Origin of the sequence: Stenotrophomonas mori, from assembly GCF_023556335.1 — a bacterium.
In the GTDB taxonomy this organism is placed as follows: Bacteria; Pseudomonadota; Gammaproteobacteria; order Xanthomonadales; family Xanthomonadaceae; genus Stenotrophomonas; species Stenotrophomonas mori.
In genome coordinates, this window is the sequence record NZ_JAIKTS010000001.1 from 1,250,356 (window position 1) to 1,267,237 (window position 16,882).

The following is a 16,882-nucleotide window of genomic DNA, read 5'->3' on the forward strand; positions in this document are numbered from 1 at the left end:
GGCCGACCTCAACCAATAGCAAATCCAGGGAAACCGCCGCCTGCGGCGGCAGGGCCGCGCGCGCGGCGGGCGTTGTGCGCATGCCCGCCATCACCTGTCGACCTCGCCGAACACGAGGTCGTAGGTGCCGATCATCGCCACCACGTCGGCCAGCATGTGGCCGCGCACCACCGAATCGAGCGAGGACAGGTGGGCGAAGCCGGGCGCGCGCAGGTGCACGCGGAACGGCTTGTTGGCGCCGTCGGACATCAGGTAGCAGCCGAACTCGCCCTTGGGCGCCTCGACCGCAGCGTAGGTCTCGCCGGCCGGCACGCAGTAGCCTTCGCTGAACAGCTTGAAGTGGTGGATCAGCGCTTCCATGTCGTCCTTCATCTCCGCACGCTTGGGAGGGGCGACCTTGAAGTTGCGGACCATGACCGGGCCCGGGTTGGCCTTCAGCCACTGCACGCATTGCTTGACGATGCGGTTGGACTCGCGCATTTCCGCCATGCGCACCAGGTAACGGTCGTAGCAGTCACCGTTGGTGCCCAGCGGGATGTCGAAATCCACCGCGTCGTACTTGGCGTAGGGCTGCTTCTTGCGCAGGTCCCATTCCACGCCCGAGCCGCGCAGCATGACCCCGGTCATGCCCCAGGCCAGCGCGTGTTCCGGGCTGATCACGCCGATGCCGACGGTACGCTGCTTCCAGATGCGGTTCTCGGTCAGCAGGGTCTCGTATTCGTCGACGCGCTTGGGGAACTCCTCGGTGAAGTTCTCCAGGAAGTCCAGCAGCGAGCCTTCGCGCGCCGCGTTCAGGCGCTTGAGCGCGCCGCCCTTGTGCCAGCGCGACTCCTTGTACTTGGGCATCGTGTCCGGCAAGTCGCGGTACACGCCGCCCGGACGGTAGTACGCCGCGTGCATGCGCGCGCCGGAGACCGCTTCGTAGCAGTCCATCAGCTCCTCGCGCTCGCGGAAGGTGTACAGCATCACCGCCATGGCGCCCAGGTCCAGCGCGCCGGTGCCGATGTTCATCAGGTGGTTCAGGATGCGGGTGATCTCGTCGAACATCGTGCGGATGTACAGCGCCCGCTCCGGCACCTCGATTTCCAGCAGGTTCTCGATGGCGCGCACGTAGGCGTGCTCGTTGCACATCATCGAGCAGTAGTCGAGCCGGTCCATGTAGCCGATCGACTGGTTGAACGGCTTGGACTCGGCCAGCTTCTCGGTGCCCCGGTGCAGCAGGCCGATGTGCGGATCGGCGCGGGTGATGATCTCGCCGTCCATTTCCAGGATCAGGCGCAGCACGCCGTGCGCGGCCGGGTGCTGCGGGCCGAAGTTCATCGTGTAGCTGCGGATCTCCTGCTGGGCTTCGGCAGGATTGCTGGCGAAGGCCTGGGAGGCCTGCTGGTACTCACTCACTTGCTTGCCTCCGTCTGCGCGCGCTCGCCCTCGGCGGTCGCGAAGCGTGCATCGTCGCGGATCACCCGCGGCACGCCCACGCGCGGCTCGACCGACGTCACCGGCTCGTAGATCACGCGCTTCTTCTCTTCGTCGTAGCGCACTTCGACGTTGCCGATCAGCGGGAAGTCCTTGCGGAACGGATGGCCGACGAACCCGTAGTCGGTCAGGATCCGGCGCAGGTCCGGGTGGCCTTCGAAGATCACCCCGTACAGGTCGAACGCCTCGCGCTCGAACCAGTTCAGGCCCGGCCAGACACCGGTCAGCGAAGCCACCAGGGGCAGCGCCTCGTCCGGCACGAAGCAGCGGACGCGGAGCGCCTGGTTGTGCTGGTAGGACCGCAACTGCAGGACCACGGCGAAGCGCTGCCTCGGCATCGCGTCGGGGCGTGCGCCCTCGGCGGCCTCGTGGCTGGGGAACTCGCCCCAGGCGAAGCGCCCGGCGCCCTTGCCCTCGACACCGCGGCTGAAGCCCTGCGACGAGACATCGGAGGTGTCCCATTCGTCGCTGCCGTAGCCGAGGTAGTCGACGCCGCACAGGTCGGTGGCGTGCTCGAAACCGAACTCGTCACGCAGTGCCAGCGCCACCGCCCGCCATTCGGCCGACGGAACCTCCAGCGTCACTTCGCCGCGCGGTTCGACCACGGAGACCTGCGCACCGGCGAAACGCGCGCGAAGTCGGTCGATGAGTGAAGATGCTTGCTGGGCCATGGGGGCTGGCGTGCTCTTGAACGGGAAAGGGGGTCAGCGTGCGATGGTCTGGGTGCGCCAGATCTTCTTCTGCAGCTGCAGGATGCCGTACACCAGCGCCTCGGCGGTTGGCGGACAGCCCGGAACGTAGACATCCACCGGGACCACCCGGTCGCAGCCGCGCACGACCGCGTACGAATAGTGGTAATAGCCGCCGCCGTTGGCGCAGCTGCCCATCGAGATGACCCACTTCGGGTCGGGCATCTGGTCATAGACCTTGCGCAGCGCCGGGGCCATCTTGTTGACCAGGGTGCCGGCGACGATCATCACGTCGGACTGGCGCGGCGACGGGCGGAACACCACGCCGTAGCGGTCCAGATCCAGGCGCGAGGCGCCGGCATGCATCATCTCCACCGCGCAGCAGGCCAGGCCGAAGGTCATCGGCCACATCGAGCCGGTGCGGGCCCAGTTCAGCAGGGCGTCGACGCTGGTGGTGACATAGCCCTTCTCGAGCAGGGGATTGTCGCCCTCGGGCCGCAGGATGTCGTCAACCCGCCCTTCCGGGATGGGGTTGTTCATCAGGCCATCGAGCGTCTGAATCACTCCCATTCCAGCGCTCCCTTCTTCCACACGTAGATAAAGCCGAGGAACAGCATGCCCACGAACAGGCCCATGGTGACGAGCGAGCGCGCGCCCAGCTCCATGAAGACCTGGGTCCAGGGCACGATGAAGATGATTTCCAGGTCAAAGACGATGAACTGGATGGCGATGAGGTAGTAGCGCACATCGAACTTCATGCGCGCGTTCTCGAACGCCTCGAAGCCGCACTCGTACGGCGACAGTTTCTGTGCGTCGGGGCTGCGGGGGCCAAGGAAGCGACCGATCAGCATCAGGGCGACGCCGATGCCGGTGGCGACGATCAGAAACAGCAGGGACGGCAAATATTCGGCCAGCACAGCGATTCTCTCTTGCCTCTGCACGAACGCCCGCAGGCGCCCACGCATGGGATTGACGGGACTTGCCACGGCAGGCGCCTGCGCGCCCGCGTACCCGCATTCGAACTCATGGTGCCCAAGAGGGGACTCGAACCCCTACGACTCTCGTCGCTACCACCTCAAGGTAGTGCGTCTACCAATTCCGCCACCTGGGCCTACGTCAGCGCACCTGCATGGAAGTGCGCTGCGTATTGTAACTGTCTTCAGTCTTTATGCGAGCCCTCGGCCGGCTTTTCTTCATTGTCCGCCGGGGCGGCCGCGGCCTGGGGGACCTCGCCCACCTCGGCGGCCTGCGGAATGGCCGGGACCTCGCTGGCCGGCGCGGCCGGCAGCTCCTGGACCTGGGACATCACCCCGAGCCCCTCGTCGCTGGGACGGAAGCCGTGGCTTGCATACCAGGCCATGAACAGGCTGATGCCGAAGAACACCACCGCCAGCCACTTGGTGGACTTGGACAGGAAGTTGGATGCGCCGCGGGCGCCGAACACCGTGCCCGAGGCACCGGCGCCGAAACCCGACCCCGCCGCCGCGCCGGAACCGCGCTGCATCAGGATCAGCGCGATCATCGCGATCGCCACCAGCACATAGACCACATTGAGGATCGACATCAACATTTGGGAGTCCGCCCGGATAATTCGTTAGCGACCAGCCGCGGCCCTCGCGATGGCCAGGAAATCGGCGGCCACCAGCGATGCCCCGCCTACCAGCCCACCATCCACGTCAGGCTGCGAGAACAGCGCTGCGGCATTGTCGGGCTTCACGCTGCCGCCATACAGGAGCGGCAACGAATCAGCGATTCTAGCATCGGCCCCGGCGACTTCGCCACGGATGAACGCATGCACCGCCTGCGCCTGCTCTGGGGTCGCGGTCAGGCCGGTGCCGATGGCCCATACCGGCTCGTAGGCCACCACGGCCCGCGCGAAGGCCTGCACCCCGGCCAGTTCCAGCACCGGCGCCAGCTGCGCGGCGATCACCCGCTCGGTCTCGCCGGCCTCGCGCTGCTCCAGCGTCTCACCCACGCACAAGACCGGGACCAGGCCGGCCGCGCCGGCGGCGACGAACTTGCGCGCGACCAGCACACTGTCCTCATGGTGGTACTGGCGGCGCTCGGAGTGCCCCACCAGCGCATGGGTGGCGCCGACATCGGCCAGCATGGCGGCCGCGACCTCGCCGGTATAGGCGCCCTTCTCGTTGCTGCCGACGTCCTGGGCGCCGAAGGCCAGCCCGCGGCCGGCAAAGCGCGCGGCCAGCTCCGCCAGGTACGGCAGCGGCGGCAGCACCAGCAGGTCCACGCCCGGCAGCGGCAGCGCCGCGACCAGGGGCTCCAGCAGCGCGGTGGCGAAGTCACGGCTGCCGTGCAGCTTCCAGTTACCAGCAACGATCTTGCGGCGCATTCAGGAACCACTCCCAATGAAAAGTGGGCGAAGGATAGCCCACTACGGACACCGCCAGGACACCCGGCGGACAAGACGCGACATGGCCCGCCGCCGCCTTCGCCAGGCCTCCTGGGCGCCTGGAGCGGCGGACGGATGACCCCGGCGCTCATCGGCACCGGCACCATGCCCCGGCGCCGCCCCCGGCATGCGGGGGCGCCCCGGCACCTGTGTGCGGAGGCCGCCTCGCGGCGGCCCCGGGGTCACTTCAGCTTGATCTCGCGCAGGCGCTCCTCGAGGAAGCCATGGGCGGTGATCGGCTCCGGGTAGCGGCTCGGCCTGTCCGCGGTGATGCACGAGGGCAGCACGTCGATCAGGAAGTCCGGGTTCGGGTGCAGGAAGAACGGCACCGAATAGCGCGGCTGGCGGGCCAGCTCGCCGGGGGGATTGACCACGCGATGGATGGTGGACGGGTACACGTGGTTGGTCAGGCGCTGCAGCATGTCGCCGATGTTGACCACGATGGTGTCCGCGTCGGAGGTGAACGGCACCCACTGGCCCTCGTGCGACTGCACCTCCAGCCCCGCGGCGCTGGCGCCGACCAGCAGGGTGATGAAGTTGATGTCGCCATGGGCGCCGGCACGCACGTTGGGAATGTCGTCGGTGGTGATCGGCGGGTAGTGGATCGGGCGCAGGATCGAATTGCCGTTGTTGGTCTTGTCGGCGAAGTAGTCCTGCGGCAGGCCGATGTGCAGGGCCAGCGCCGACAGCACCCGCGACCCCAGGTTGTCCAGCGCCTGGTACAGGCCGTAGCCGCGTTCGCGGAACGCCGGGACTTCCTCGGGCCACAGGTTGGGCGGCATCACCTCGCGGTACCGGGAGTCGGCCGGGATCTCGCGGCCGATATGCCAGAACTCCTTGAGGTCGAAATGCTTGGAGCCCTTGGCGGTCTCCACCCCGAACGGGGTGTAGCCGCGGGCGCCGCCGCCACCGGCCACGTGGTACTTGCGCTTGACCTCCTCCGGCAGGGCGAAGAAGGCCTTGAAGGCGTCGTAGGCGGCATCGATGTCGGCCTGCGGGATGCCGTGGTTGCGGATGCCGGCGAAGCCCCACTGGCGATAGGCGGCGCCCAGCTCGGCCACGAAGGCCTCGCGGTCACTGTCGAAGCGGGTGATGTCGAGGGTCGGGATCTTGCTCACGGCGGTTCCTGGCTGTCATGTATGTCCGGTCCGGCGCCATCGGACGCCGGGACCGGCATTGTGACAGATCGGCCCGGGCCGCTGCCCGCCGGCTCAACCGCCGGCGGCCGCGGCCACGGCGGCCGCCAGGCGCTCCAGGGTCGTCTGCATCAGGGCCGCGTCGTCGGCCTCCACCGTCACCCGGACCACCGGCTCGGTACCCGAGGGGCGCAGGAAGGCGCGCCCGCGCCCGACGATGGCCAGCTGCGCGCCGGCCAGCGCCGCCTGCACCGCGGACGATGCCACGATGGCCCGCGCCGATCCGCCCGCGCCGACCTGCACATTGACCGTCCGCTGCGGCACCCGGCTCAGGCCCGCCAGCGCCTGCTGCAGGGTGCAGCCGCGCCGGCGCAGCACTTCCAGCACCTGCAGCGCACTGATGATGCCGTCGCCGGTGGTCGCGCGGTCCAGGCACAGCAGGTGCCCGGACGCCTCGCCGCCCAGCACCCCGCCCTGCGCCAGCAGCGCATGGTGGACGTGGCGGTCGCCGACGTCGGCGCGCACGAAGCCGATCCCGGCCGCGCGCAGCGCCTGCTCGAACCCGTAGTTGGTCATCAGCGTGCCGACCACCGGCCCGTGCAGCCGGCCGCTGGCGCTCCAGTCCATCGCCAGCAGGTACAGCAGGTCGTCGCCATCGTGGACGCCGCCGTCGCCGTCGACGAACAGCAGCCGGTCGCCATCGCCGTCGAAGGCGATGCCCAGGTCGGCACCGCACTCCCGCACCTTGTCCGCCAGCGCTTCCGGGTGCATCGAGCCCACGCCGTCGTTGATGTTCACCCCGTTGGGCTCGACCCCGATCGCCTCGACACTGGCGCCCAGCTCGCGCAGCACCAGCGGCCCGACCTGGTAGGTCGCGCCGTTGGCGCAGTCCACGGCGATCCGCAGCCCTTCCAGGTCGAAGTCGCGCGGGACCGAATTCTTGCAGGCCTCGACATAGCGCCCGATGGCGTCGCGCGTGCGCACCGCCTTGCCCAGGCGCTCCGACGGCACCGTGGTGAACGGTTCGTCGAGCGCGGCCTCGATCGCCAGCTCGCTCGCATCGTCGAGCTTCTCCCCCAGCGCGGAGAAGAACTTGATGCCGTTGTCGTGGTGCGGGTTGTGCGAGGCCGAGATGACGATGCCGCCATCGGCGCGCAGCGAACGGGTCAGGTGCGCCACCGCCGGCGTCGGCATCGGCCCCATCAGCTGCACGTGCACGCCGGCGGCGACCAGCCCGGCCTCCAGCGCGGCCTCGAACATGTAGTTGGAGATCCGGGTGTCCTTGCCGATGATCACCAGCGGCTTGCGGCCGGCGCTGCGCGCCTGGACCGCCGCCACCAGCGCGCGGCCGTAGGCGTTGCCCAGCCGCAGGACGAAATCGGCGGAGATCGCCCCTTCCCCGACCCGGCCACGGATGCCGTCGGTACCGAAATACCTGCGGGCCGCCATCAGGCCGCTGCCGGGTCGCTGGCCGGGCGCTCCTGGCGCATCAACAGGGCCAGCAGGTCGGCCAGGCGGTCGCGCATTTCGCGGCGGTCGCAGATCTGGTCGATGGCACCGTGGTCGAGGAGGAATTCCGAACGCTGGAAGCCTTCGGGGAGTTTCTCGCGCACGGTCTGCTCGATCACGCGCGGGCCGGCGAAGCCGATCAGCGCCTGCGGCTCGGCGATGTTGATGTCGCCGAGCATCCCGAGCGAGGCCGTGACACCGCCGGTGGTCGGGTGGGTGAGCACCGAGATGTACGGCAGCCCCGCTTCGCGCACCTTGCCCAGCGCGGCCGAGGTCTTGGCCATCTGCATCAGCGAGAACAGGCCTTCCTGCATGCGCGCGCCGCCGCTGGCGGTGAAGCACACGAACGGCGCGCCGATCTCCACCGCGGTCTCGGCCGCCAGCGCGAAGCGCTCACCGACCACCGACCCCATCGAGCCCCCCATGAAGGCGAAGTCGAAGGAACCGGCGACCAGCGGGCGCCCCTTCAGGGTGCCGCGCATCATCACCAGCACATCGTATTCGCCGGTGGCCTTCTGCGAGGCCTTGATGCGTTCGAGGTACCGCCTCTGGTCCTTGAACTTGAGCTGGTCGACTGGCCCCAGGCGGGCCGCGATCTCGGTGGTGCTGTCCGGGTCGAAGATCGACGCCAGGCGCGCGCGCGCGCGGATGGCCATGTGGTGGCCGCACTTCGGGCAGACCTCGAGGTTCTCCTCCAGTTCCGGCCGGTACAGGGGCGTCCCGCAGCGGCTGCACTTCTCCCACAACCCTTCGGGGACACTGCGCTTCTTGTTGGGCGTGTTGTCGGTACGGATGCCCGAGGGCATCAATTTGCTGAGCCAGCTCATGCGCGATGACGGTTCCGTTCAGAGCGGCCCGGGGGCCGCGACAGGGCCGACAGTCTAGCCTGCACCGGCAAACCGACGGTAGCGTACTGCCGCCACCGGGCCCGCCCCGCCGGCCACCGCCGGCGCCGGGAATCGTCCCGCGCCGGCCGTCCCGGCCCGCGCCTCAGGCGTCCAGCGCCTGCCGCAGCGGGGCCAGGAAAGCGCCACCGCGGCGCGCGGCATCCTCCGGCGAGGCCGCCTCGGCCATCGCCGCCACCAGCGCGCTGCCGACCACCACGCCGTCGGCATCGGTCGCCATGGCGGCGGCGCTGGCGGCATCGCTGATGCCGAAACCGACCACCACCGGCACCTGCGAACGGTGCCGCAGCGTGCGCAGCCGCTCGCCCGCGGCGCCGCTGTCCAGCCGCTCCGAAGCACCGGTGACGCCGGTGAAACTGACGTAATAGAGATAACCCTGCGCCGCCTCGCACAGCGCGTCGAGCCGCTGCTCGCTGCTGGTCGGCGAGGCGAGCAGGATCAGCCCCAGCCCGGCCGCGGTGAACGCCGCGCGGGTCTCCTCGGCCTCTTCCGGCGGCAGGTCCACCAGCAGCACGCCGTCCACGCCGGCGGCGACCGCGGCCTCGGCGAACGCCGTGGCCCCCCGGATCTCCACCGGGTTGAGATAGCCCATCAGCACCACCGGCGTCCGCGTGTCCTGCTCGCGGAACCGCGCCACCGTCTCCAGGACGTAGCGCTGCCCGGCCCCACGCGCCAGAGCGCGCTCGGAGCTGCGCTGGATGGTCGGGCCGTCGGCCATCGGGTCGGAAAACGGCACCCCCAGCTCCACCACGTCGGCGCCGGCGGCGACCAGCGCATGCATCACCGGAACGGTGGCCTCCAGCGCCGGATCACCGGCGGTGATGAACGGGATCAGGGCCTTGCGGCCGGACGCCCGCAGGCGGGCAAAGCATTCGTCAATTCGGGTCACGGACATCTCAGGCACATCCTTCAATCAGTTCGACCGCATCCGGCTGGCCCCAGTAGATCGAGGTCACCACGCCGTTGAGGGTTTCCAGGCGCAGGGCCAGGCCGGCCTGCCCGTCGGTCCAGGTCAGGTAGTCGCCATCGGGCGACACATAGGCGTGCGGGCTGACCACGACGCCCGCAGGCAGGCGCTGCTTCGCCGCGGCGACGTCCATGCCCACCCACAGGCCGAACGGCACCGCGGGGGCGCCGGCCGGCCGCGCATCGAGGCGCTCGCCGGGGTCGCCGTCGCCCCGCACATCGAAGCGCGCGATGCGGTCGGCGATCACCATCATCGACAGGCCGTCCGGCAACGTGCCCTGGTCGTAGTACTCGCAGTCGCCCTCCATCGCCTCGCGCATGCCGGCGGCCTTGAAGGCCTCGTCACCCGGCGCCTTGCCGAACGCGGCGCCGACCCGCAGGCGGCCAACGGCGGCCAGCTGCGCCGCCGGCTCCTGGCCGCCGTCGCCGTCCGCCGCCGGGGAGGCGGTGGCGGGCGCCGCCGTGGAAACCGCGGGCGGAGCGGGCGTGGCCGGCGCGCTCCCGGGGTCCGCGGGGGCGCAGGCCGCCAGTGCCGATGCGATGCAGCAGGCCAGTGCGGCCGAGCGCAGCCGCGGCGCGCGCCGATCCTGACCACGGCCGTTCGCCAGCGGACGCCCGCGGGTGAGGGCGGCGCGGCTGGAATCCGCGGCGGCCCTCACAGCGACAGCCCTTCGCGCGCGGCGATGGTATGCACGTCCTTGTCGCCGCGGCCGGACAGGTTGCACAGCACCAGCGCATCCTTCGGCAGGTCGCGCGCCAGCTTGATCGCCTGCGCCACCGCGTGGCTGGACTCCAGGGCCGGCAGGATGCCCTCGGTCCGGGTCAGGCGGTGGAATGCCGCCAGCGCTTCCTCGTCGGTGATGCCCACGTACTGCGCGCGGCCGCTGTCGGCCAGGAAGGCGTGCTCCGGACCGACGCCCGGGTAGTCCAGGCCGGCGGAAATGGAATGGGTCTCGGTGATCAGGCCATCGTCGTCGCACAGCACATAGGTGCGGTTGCCGTGCAGCACGCCGGGCCTGCCGGCCGAGATCGACGCCGCGTGGCGGCCGCTGTCGATGCCATCGCCGGCCGCTTCGGCACCGTAGATCTTCACCTCGCGGTCGTTGAGGAAGGCGTGGAACAGGCCGATCGCGTTGGACCCGCCGCCGACGCAGGCGGTGATCGCGTCCGGCAGGCGGCCGTAGTCCTCCAGCATCTGCGCACGCGCCTCGCGGCCGACGATGGCATTGAAGTCGCGCACCATCCGCGGGTACGGGTCCGGGCCGGCGACCGTGCCGATGATGTAGAAGGTGTCGCGCACATTGGTCACCCAGTCGCGCATGGCTTCGTTGAGTGCGTCCTTGAGCGTGGCCGAGCCGCTGCGCACCGGCACCACCGTGGCGCCGAGCAGCTTCATCCGGTACACGTTGATCTTCTGCCGCTCGATGTCGGTGGCGCCCATGTAGACCACGCACTCCAGGCCCAGCCGCGCGGCCACCGTGGCACTGGCCACGCCGTGCTGGCCGGCGCCGGTCTCGGCGATGATCCTGGGCTTGCCCATGCGCGCGGCCAGCAGCGCCTGGCCGATGGTGTTGTTCACCTTGTGCGCACCGGTGTGGTTCAGGTCCTCGCGCTTGAGCAGGATCTGCGCGCCACCGACCTCGCGGCTCAGGCGCTCGGCATGGTAGATCGGGCTCGGACGGCCGACGTAGTGCTTCAGGTCCTTGTCGTAGGCGGCGATGAACGCCGGATCGACCCGCGCCTGGTCATAGGCGGCGGCCAGCTCCTGCAGCGGACCGACCAGGGTCTCGGCGACGAAACTGCCGCCGAAGCGGCCGAAATGCCCGCGGGCATCGGGGAAGGCGTGGAAATCATTGATCGGCACGGCGGTCATGGCATCACGGTGGGCGGGACAGGCCACTACCGTAGCGCACACGGGCACATGTGAAAATCGATAAATACGCCGATACATGTTAGAAAAACTCACATGAAAGAGCTTCCTTCCCTGCCCCCGCTGCACGCCCTGCGCGCCTTCGAGGCCACCGCCCGGCTGCGCAGCGTGAGCCTGGCCGCCGCCGAGCTGCACGTGACCCACGGAGCGGTCAGCCGCCAGCTGCGGGTGCTGGAGGATGCCCTGGGCGTGGCGCTGTTCGAGCGCGACGGCCGCGGCATCCGTCCCAACGCCGCCGGCCGGCGCCTGCAGGAAGCGGCGTCGGGCGCGTTCTCGCAGCTGCGCGACTGCGTGGCGGCGCTGCGCCGCGCGCAGCGCAACGACGTCCTGGTGCTGGGCTGTCCCGGCAGCGTGCTGGCACGCTGGATGATTCCGCGCCTGCAGCAGCTGCAGGACGACCTGCCCGGGCTGACCCTGCACCTGGCCGCACAGGAGGGCGACTTCGCCCCGCAGCTGGCCGGACTGGATGCCGCATTGCTGCTGGGGCAGGCGCCCTGGCCGGCGGGCTGGACCGTGCACGGCCTGGGCAGCGAACGCATCGGCCCGGTCTTCAGCCCGGCCATGCCGGGCGCCGGCCCGCTGGCGCGGCAACCGCCGCAGGCGCTGCTCGGGCAGGCGCTGCTGCATACGCATTCGCGGCCGCAGGCCTGGCCCACCTGGGCCGCCCTGAACGGCCTGGAACCGGGGGCATTGCGCCAGGGCACCGGGTTCGCGCACCTGTACTACCTGCTCGAGGCCGCGGTCGCCGGCCTAGGCGTGGCCATCGCCCCTTACCCGCTGGTCGCCGGCGACCTCGCCAATGGCCGCCTGGTCGCGCCCTGGGGATTCGTCGATACCGATGGGCACTGGGCCCTGTGCACCGTCGGCGACGCCCGGCATCCACGGATCGAAGCGCTGGCGGACTGGCTGCGCCGGCAATTGGCCGATGCCTGATGCCCAGCCCCGGCCGCACTGCCCTGCCAGCATCGCGGCGGGCGGGCGGCCAACTGCCGCCACCGCCCCGGCGACGGGGCTATGCGGACGCGTCCTGCATGTCGGCACGCCGCACTTCCTCGACGAACCGGCGCATCTTCTCGCCGTCCTTGAGGCCCGGCTCCGATTCGATGCCGCTGGAGACGTCCACGCCCCAGGGCTGCACCGCGGCGATCGCATCGAACACGTTGTCCGGGCGGATGCCGCCGGCCAGCAGGAACGGCCGGTGCAGGCCGGTCGGCACCTGCGACCAGTCGAAAGCGACCCCGCTGCCGCCGCTGCCGCCCGGCGCATGGCTGTCCAGCAGGAAACCCACGGCCTGCGGATGCGCCTGCTGCAGGCCGCGCGCGGTGACCGCCTCGGCGCCGCCCATGGCCACCGCCTTCAGGTAGGGCATGTTGAAGGCGCGGCAGAAGGTGTCGTCCTCTTCGCCGTGGAACTGCAGCAGGCTCGGACGCACCGTGCGCATCACCTCGCGCACCTCCTCGCGGCTGTTGTTGCGGAACAGGGCGACCACGTCGACCATCGGCGCGATCGCCTGGCGCATCGCCCGCGCTTCGGCCGGCGCCACCCGGCGGGTACTGCCGCGGGCGAAGACGAAACCCACCGCATCCACGCCCAGCTCGCTGGCCAGGCGGATGTCGCCGGCGCGGGTCATGCCGCAGAACTTGATGCGGGTACGGAACAGCGTGCGGGTCATTGCGTCACCTCGGCCGGCAGTTGCCAGTGCGCAGGATACAGCGGGCCGACGAACACCAGTCCCTGCGGGGGAGCGGTCGGACCGGCCAGGGTGCGGTCGCGCTGCGCCAGCAGCTCCCCCATCCACGCCTCCGGCTTCTCCCCGGCGCCGACCAGCAGCAGCGAGCCGACGATGTTGCGCACCATGTGGTGCAGGAAGGCATTGGCCTGCACCTGCACCTCGACCACCTCGCCCTGGCGCAGCACGCTGATGGACTGCAGTTCGCGGCGGGCGTGCAGCGCCTGGCACTGCACGCTGCGGAACGCACCGAAGTCGTTCTCGCCCAGCAGGGCCTGGGCCGCGCGGTGCATGGCGCCAGCGTCCAGCGCACGCCGTTCCCAGCTCAGCGTCTGCCGGTACAGGGCCGGGCGCACCTGGCGGTTGAGCAGGCGGTAGCGGTAGCGGCGCGCACGCGCCGAGAACCGCGCGTGGAAGTCGTCGGCCACCGGCACGCACCAGCGCACGCATACCGAAGGCGGCAGGCGGGTGGTCGTGCCCAGCACCCAGCCACGCGGCGCACGCCCGGCGTCGCTGTCGAAATGCACCACCTGGCACTCGCCGTGCACCCCGGCATCCGTGCGCCCGGCGCAGACCACGCTCACTGGCGCGTCGGCCACCGACGACAAGGCGTCCTGCAGGGTCGCCTGCACGGTCGCACCGCCCTGCTCGCCCAGCTGCTGCCACCCCTTGAAGCCGCTGCCGTCGTATTCCACGCCCAGCGCATAGCGCATGTCCAGACCTCTCGTATCACTGCCTTTCCGTCCCGCCGGCCTGCCGGCCGGCGGCCGTTCACTCCGCGTCGCGCTCGGACCACACCGCCAGTTCGTTGCCACCGGGCTCGATGAACTGGAAGCGGCGGCCCCCCGGGAAGGCGAACGCCGGCCGGCTCAGGACACCGCCGTGCGCCTGCACCGCCGCCTGCAGCGGTGCCAGCTGCGCCGCGTACAACACGACCAGCGGTGCGCCGCTCGCGGTCGTCGCCGGCGCGCCGCGGAAGAAACCGCCCTGCAGGCCGCCATCGTCGAATGCGGCATAGTCCGGCCCGTACGCCTCGAACCGCCAGCCGAACACCCGTTCGAAGAAATGCCGGCTCGCGGCCGGGTCGCACGAGGCGAACTCCACGTAGTCGATCCGCCGTTCGCGCGCCGGCGGCGGCGATCCGGTCACCCCAGCCGCCCGAGCAGCTCGAGCGCTTCGGCGCGCGCCTGCGGATCGCGACCGGTCGCGACCTCGTTCAGCAGGGTCCGGGCAGTCTCGGCATCGCCGAGGTCCAGGTAGGCGATCGCCAACTCCAGGCGCTCGCGACCGGCCGGCGCGGGGTTGAGCGGCGCCAGGCCCGCGGCACCGTCGTCCGGCCAACGCGCCTGCGCGGGCCCTGCGGACGCCTTCATCGGCACCGCACCGTCATCGCCGCCGGGCGTGCGCGAGGCCGCGAACAGCAGCACCGGCTCCGGCGGCCGCGGGCGGCCGGCATCCGCGTCGGACGCCGGCCAGAACGGCGCAGGCTCCACGCCGGCTTCCAGCCCATCCTCCTCGGACGAAGCCTCGTCGGCCGGCAGGCCATGCGCCGCCACGGCCGCAGCCTCCTCCGCGTCCTTCCCGTCAACGTCCGGCGGTGCCTCGGCCTCGCCGGCCTGCAGCCCCGGCATCGCCGCGGCCAGCGGCGAAAGCCTGCCCTCCGCCCGGGGCTCGCCCATCCGCGGCAGCGGGGGCAACGGGGACGGCCGGCGACGGCGCGACAGCCACCATCCGCCGACGGCGGCCAGCACCAGCAGCGCCAGGCCCAGCCACATCCACGGCGCACCTGCGGACGGCTGCTTGCCGGCCTCGGCAAGACGCTGCTGCGCCGCCGCCAGGTCGCTGTCCTTCATCGCGATCAGCGATTGCTGCTGTTGCTGCAGCTTTTCCAGGTCGGCGACGCGCTCGCGCAGCTCCTGCAGTTCCGCATCGCGCGTGGCCAGGTCTTCCCTGGCCTGCCGCAGTTGGTCGTTCGCCGCCATGTCACCCTCGCCACCGGCATCGAGCCCGGTTGTCGTACCTGCCGTGCGCTGGCCGTCGGGGACGGCCGTCGCGATCTCCAGGCGTGCGCCGCCGGCCGTGGCCGGCGCCGTCCCCGCCGCCTTTTCCACGTTGCCGGCGATGGCCGGCTGCGGCACCGCCGCCCGCGCCTGGCGCCACTGCGCCACATGCTCGCGCACGATCGCCCGCGCCGCCGCCGCGTCGGTGTCCTGCAATGCATCGCTGTCCGGCACCCGCAGCACCGCGCCTTCGCGGAGCAGGTTGACGTTGCCGCGGATGAACGCTTCCGGGTTCGCGCGCAGCAGCGCCACCATCGTCTGGTCCAGGGTCGCACCGCGCTCACGCGCCAGCCCCAGCGCGATCTGCGACAGCGCCTGCCCGCGCTGCACCGGTGCCAGCACATCGCCGCCGGCGGACGCCGGCCGGGCATCGCCGGGACGCGGCGCGGCCGGGGTGGCCACGGCCTGCGCAGGTTCCTTGACCGGCACCGGGGCCGCGCCCGCAGGGGCCGGCGCCGGCGGCGCCTCGCGCACGATCATGTCGGACGGGGCGGCCTGCGGCGCCTCGACCAGCGGCTCGGCGACCGCGGTGGCGGTGTCGGGGGTGGCGATCAACGCCGAATACTCGCGGACCAGGCGCCCCTGGCCCCAGTCGACCTCGATCAGGAAGCTCAGGGCCGGCGCCTGCACCGGCGCCGCCGAGGTCACCCGCACCACGGCGCGCCCCTGGGCGTCCTGCGCGAACTGGAACTGCAGCGCGCTGACCAGCCCCTCGGGGCGCGACAGCCCTACCCGCTCGAAGGTCTCCGCCGACGCCAGGCCGACCCGGGCGGCCTCCAGCTCGCCCGGGTCGCTGGCGATCACCGGGATCTCCGCCAGCAACGGCTCACCCGGCCGCGACAGCACCCGGATGTTGCCCAGGCCCAACGCCAGCGCTGCGCTGCTGCACAGCATCAGCACGCAGACGAACACGCCTTGTATCGCGCGCATGGCGCTCCCGCCCCTTGGTTTCATGGCCGCAAATATACCGGCAGAGCCGGGTTCCGAATACCGCCGCCCGGATGCCGGCACCCGGCACGGCATCCGGGCGGGCCGGTTTCAGCCGCCGTTGGCGACCAGTTCGGCGATCTGTACCGCGTTCAGGGCGGCGCCCTTGCGGATGTTGTCGGCCACCACCCACAGGTTCAGCCCGCGTGGATGCGAGAGGTCCTCGCGGATGCGGCCCACGTAGACGGGATCCGTGCCCGAGGCGTGGGTGACCGGCGTCGGGTATCCCCCCGCCCGGCGCTCGTCGACCACCTCCACGCCGGGCGCGGCGGCCAGCAGCGCGCGCGCCTGATCGACGCTGATCTTGTCCCTGGTCTCGACGTTGACCGCCTCGGAGTGGCCATAGAACACCGGCACCCGCACCGCGGTGGGATTCACCTGGATGCTGTCGTCGCCGAGGATCTTGCGGGTTTCCCAGACCAGCTTCATCTCCTCCTTGGTGAAGCCGTTGTCGAGGAACTCGTCGATGTGCGGGATCAGGTTGAAGGCGATCTGCACCGGGAACTTGGCCGGGTCGATCTCCTGGAAGCCGAGCAGCTGCGCGGTCTGCTTGCCCAGCTCCTCCATGCCCGACTGGCCCGCTCCCGAGACCGACTGGTAGGTGGCGATGTTGACGCGCTCGACGCCGTATTCACGGTGGATCGGCGCCAGCACCGGCATCAGCTGCATGGTCGAGCAGTTGGGGTTGGCGATGATGCCGCGCGGGCGCTGCCTGGCCGCGTCCGGATTGACCTCGGCCACCACCAGCGGCACATCGTCGTCGTAACGGAAGGAGGACGAGTTGTCGATCACCACCGCGCCCGCGGCGGCGAACTTCGGCGCGTACTCCTTGGAAATGCCGCCCCCGGCCGCGAACAGCGCGATCTCGACCCCGGCCGGATCGAACGTGGCCAGGTCCTGGACCGTGACCTTGCCGTCCTTGTAGTCGAACGCCTGTCCGGCCGAGCGCTCGGAAGCCAGCAGGGTCAGGGTGCCGACCGGGAAGTCCCGCTCGGCGAGGATGGACAGCATGGTCTGGCCGACGGCGCCGGTGGCACCGACGATGGCTACGTGGAAACGACGGGCTGGGTTGCTCATGGAATGCA

The 16,882-nt window shown here is 70.8% G+C and carries 18 protein-coding genes and 1 tRNA gene; 1 reads left to right on the forward strand and 18 read right to left on the reverse strand.

Annotated elements, in window-relative coordinates:
- Positions 1-90: 90 nt before the first annotated feature.
- The 13 genes from K5L01_RS05575 to trpB form a co-directional block, all read right to left on the reverse strand.
- Positions 91-1,398, reverse strand: coding sequence for an NADH-quinone oxidoreductase subunit D (locus tag K5L01_RS05575; protein ID WP_250062672.1), 1,308 nt, complete (start codon positions 1,396-1,398; stop codon positions 91-93).
- A complete protein-coding gene (locus K5L01_RS05580; protein ID WP_250062674.1) occupies positions 1,395-2,147 on the reverse strand; it encodes an NADH-quinone oxidoreductase subunit C in 753 nt (250 codons plus the stop codon). The genes K5L01_RS05575 and K5L01_RS05580 overlap by 4 nt, the downstream gene beginning before the upstream one ends.
- Positions 2,148-2,180: 33 nt before the next feature.
- Positions 2,181-2,735 (reverse strand): NuoB/complex I 20 kDa subunit family protein, encoded by a 555-nt coding sequence (locus K5L01_RS05585; RefSeq protein ID WP_054664850.1) that lies wholly within the window; start codon positions 2,733-2,735, stop codon positions 2,181-2,183.
- Positions 2,726-3,082, reverse strand: coding sequence for an NADH-quinone oxidoreductase subunit A (locus K5L01_RS05590; RefSeq protein WP_250062676.1), 357 nt, complete (start codon positions 3,080-3,082; stop codon positions 2,726-2,728). Before K5L01_RS05590 ends, K5L01_RS05585 begins: the two co-directional genes overlap by 10 nt.
- A 109-nt stretch (positions 3,083-3,191) precedes the next feature.
- Positions 3,192-3,276, reverse strand: a tRNA-Leu gene (locus K5L01_RS05595).
- Positions 3,277-3,324: 48 nt separating this feature from the next.
- Positions 3,325-3,735, reverse strand: a complete 411-nt coding sequence (gene secG / locus K5L01_RS05600; RefSeq protein ID WP_250062678.1) for a preprotein translocase subunit SecG — start codon at positions 3,733-3,735, stop codon at positions 3,325-3,327.
- Positions 3,736-3,759: 24 nt separating this feature from the next.
- A complete protein-coding gene (gene tpiA / locus K5L01_RS05605) occupies positions 3,760-4,515 on the reverse strand; it encodes a triose-phosphate isomerase (protein ID WP_250062681.1) in 756 nt (251 codons plus the stop codon).
- Between the two features lie 242 nt (positions 4,516-4,757).
- Positions 4,758-5,693 (reverse strand): isopenicillin N synthase family dioxygenase, encoded by a 936-nt coding sequence (locus tag K5L01_RS05610; RefSeq protein WP_250062682.1) that lies wholly within the window; start codon positions 5,691-5,693, stop codon positions 4,758-4,760.
- A gap of 93 nt (positions 5,694-5,786) precedes the next feature.
- Positions 5,787-7,160: a phosphoglucosamine mutase gene (gene glmM / locus K5L01_RS05615; protein WP_250062684.1), complete on the reverse strand. Its 1,374-nt coding sequence runs from the start codon at positions 7,158-7,160 to the stop codon at positions 5,787-5,789.
- The gene (gene accD, locus K5L01_RS05620) at positions 7,160-8,047 is read right to left on the reverse strand and encodes an acetyl-CoA carboxylase, carboxyltransferase subunit beta (RefSeq protein WP_250062686.1); all 888 of its coding nucleotides are present in this window, start codon (positions 8,045-8,047) and stop codon (positions 7,160-7,162) included. Before accD ends, glmM begins: the two co-directional genes overlap by 1 nt.
- 163 nt (positions 8,048-8,210) lie before the next feature.
- Positions 8,211-9,014: a tryptophan synthase subunit alpha gene (gene trpA, locus K5L01_RS05625; protein WP_250063488.1), complete on the reverse strand. Its 804-nt coding sequence runs from the start codon at positions 9,012-9,014 to the stop codon at positions 8,211-8,213.
- Positions 9,015-9,021: 7 nt separating this feature from the next.
- Positions 9,022-9,750, reverse strand: coding sequence for a hypothetical protein (locus K5L01_RS05630; RefSeq protein ID WP_250062688.1), 729 nt, complete (start codon positions 9,748-9,750; stop codon positions 9,022-9,024).
- Positions 9,747-10,964: a tryptophan synthase subunit beta gene (trpB, locus tag K5L01_RS05635; RefSeq protein ID WP_250062690.1), complete on the reverse strand. Its 1,218-nt coding sequence runs from the start codon at positions 10,962-10,964 to the stop codon at positions 9,747-9,749. Before trpB ends, K5L01_RS05630 begins: the two co-directional genes overlap by 4 nt.
- A 93-nt stretch (positions 10,965-11,057) precedes the next feature.
- Between trpB and K5L01_RS05640 the strand changes: the two genes are divergently transcribed.
- Positions 11,058-11,954 carry a LysR family transcriptional regulator gene (locus K5L01_RS05640; RefSeq protein WP_250062692.1) on the forward strand — a complete coding sequence of 299 codons (897 nt, stop codon included), beginning with the start codon at positions 11,058-11,060 and terminating at the stop codon, positions 11,952-11,954.
- 79 nt (positions 11,955-12,033) lie between these two features.
- On the opposite strand, the gene K5L01_RS05645 is transcribed toward K5L01_RS05640, so the two are convergent.
- The 5 genes from K5L01_RS05645 to K5L01_RS05665 form a co-directional block, all read right to left on the reverse strand.
- A complete protein-coding gene (locus K5L01_RS05645; RefSeq protein ID WP_250062694.1) occupies positions 12,034-12,693 on the reverse strand; it encodes a phosphoribosylanthranilate isomerase in 660 nt (219 codons plus the stop codon).
- A complete protein-coding gene (truA, locus tag K5L01_RS05650; protein ID WP_250062696.1) occupies positions 12,690-13,463 on the reverse strand; it encodes a tRNA pseudouridine(38-40) synthase TruA in 774 nt (257 codons plus the stop codon). The genes K5L01_RS05645 and truA overlap by 4 nt, the downstream gene beginning before the upstream one ends.
- 58 nt (positions 13,464-13,521) lie before the next feature.
- Positions 13,522-13,899, reverse strand: a complete 378-nt coding sequence (locus tag K5L01_RS05655; RefSeq protein WP_250062698.1) for a VOC family protein — start codon at positions 13,897-13,899, stop codon at positions 13,522-13,524.
- A complete protein-coding gene (locus tag K5L01_RS05660; protein ID WP_250062700.1) occupies positions 13,896-15,740 on the reverse strand; it encodes a type IV pilus assembly protein FimV in 1,845 nt (614 codons plus the stop codon). The genes K5L01_RS05655 and K5L01_RS05660 overlap by 4 nt, the downstream gene beginning before the upstream one ends.
- A 108-nt stretch (positions 15,741-15,848) precedes the next feature.
- A complete protein-coding gene (locus K5L01_RS05665; RefSeq protein WP_250062702.1) occupies positions 15,849-16,874 on the reverse strand; it encodes an aspartate-semialdehyde dehydrogenase in 1,026 nt (341 codons plus the stop codon).
- Positions 16,875-16,882 lie beyond the last annotated feature (8 nt).

Bases quoted from the DNA above. Each gene is read 5' to 3' on its own strand.
- K5L01_RS05580 (WP_250062674.1), bottom strand. From the start codon at position 2,147: ATGGCCCAGCAAGCATCTTCACTCATCGACCGACTTCGCGCGCGTTTC.
- K5L01_RS05585 (WP_054664850.1), bottom strand. From the start codon at position 2,735: ATGGGAGTGATTCAGACGCTCGATGGCCTGATGAACAACCCCATCCCG.
- secG (WP_250062678.1), bottom strand. From the start codon at position 3,735: ATGTTGATGTCGATCCTCAATGTGGTCTATGTGCTGGTGGCGATCGCG.
- tpiA (WP_250062681.1), bottom strand. From the start codon at position 4,515: ATGCGCCGCAAGATCGTTGCTGGTAACTGGAAGCTGCACGGCAGCCGT.
- glmM (WP_250062684.1), bottom strand. From the start codon at position 7,160: ATGGCGGCCCGCAGGTATTTCGGTACCGACGGCATCCGTGGCCGGGTC.
- accD (WP_250062686.1), bottom strand. From the start codon at position 8,047: ATGAGCTGGCTCAGCAAATTGATGCCCTCGGGCATCCGTACCGACAAC.
- trpB (WP_250062690.1), bottom strand. From the start codon at position 10,964: ATGACCGCCGTGCCGATCAATGATTTCCACGCCTTCCCCGATGCCCGC.
- K5L01_RS05640 (WP_250062692.1), top strand. From the start codon at position 11,058: ATGAAAGAGCTTCCTTCCCTGCCCCCGCTGCACGCCCTGCGCGCCTTC.
- K5L01_RS05645 (WP_250062694.1), bottom strand. From the start codon at position 12,693: ATGACCCGCACGCTGTTCCGTACCCGCATCAAGTTCTGCGGCATGACC.
- truA (WP_250062696.1), bottom strand. From the start codon at position 13,463: ATGCGCTATGCGCTGGGCGTGGAATACGACGGCAGCGGCTTCAAGGGG.
- K5L01_RS05660 (WP_250062700.1), bottom strand. From the start codon at position 15,740: ATGCGCGCGATACAAGGCGTGTTCGTCTGCGTGCTGATGCTGTGCAGC.
- K5L01_RS05665 (WP_250062702.1), bottom strand. From the start codon at position 16,874: ATGAGCAACCCAGCCCGTCGTTTCCACGTAGCCATCGTCGGTGCCACC.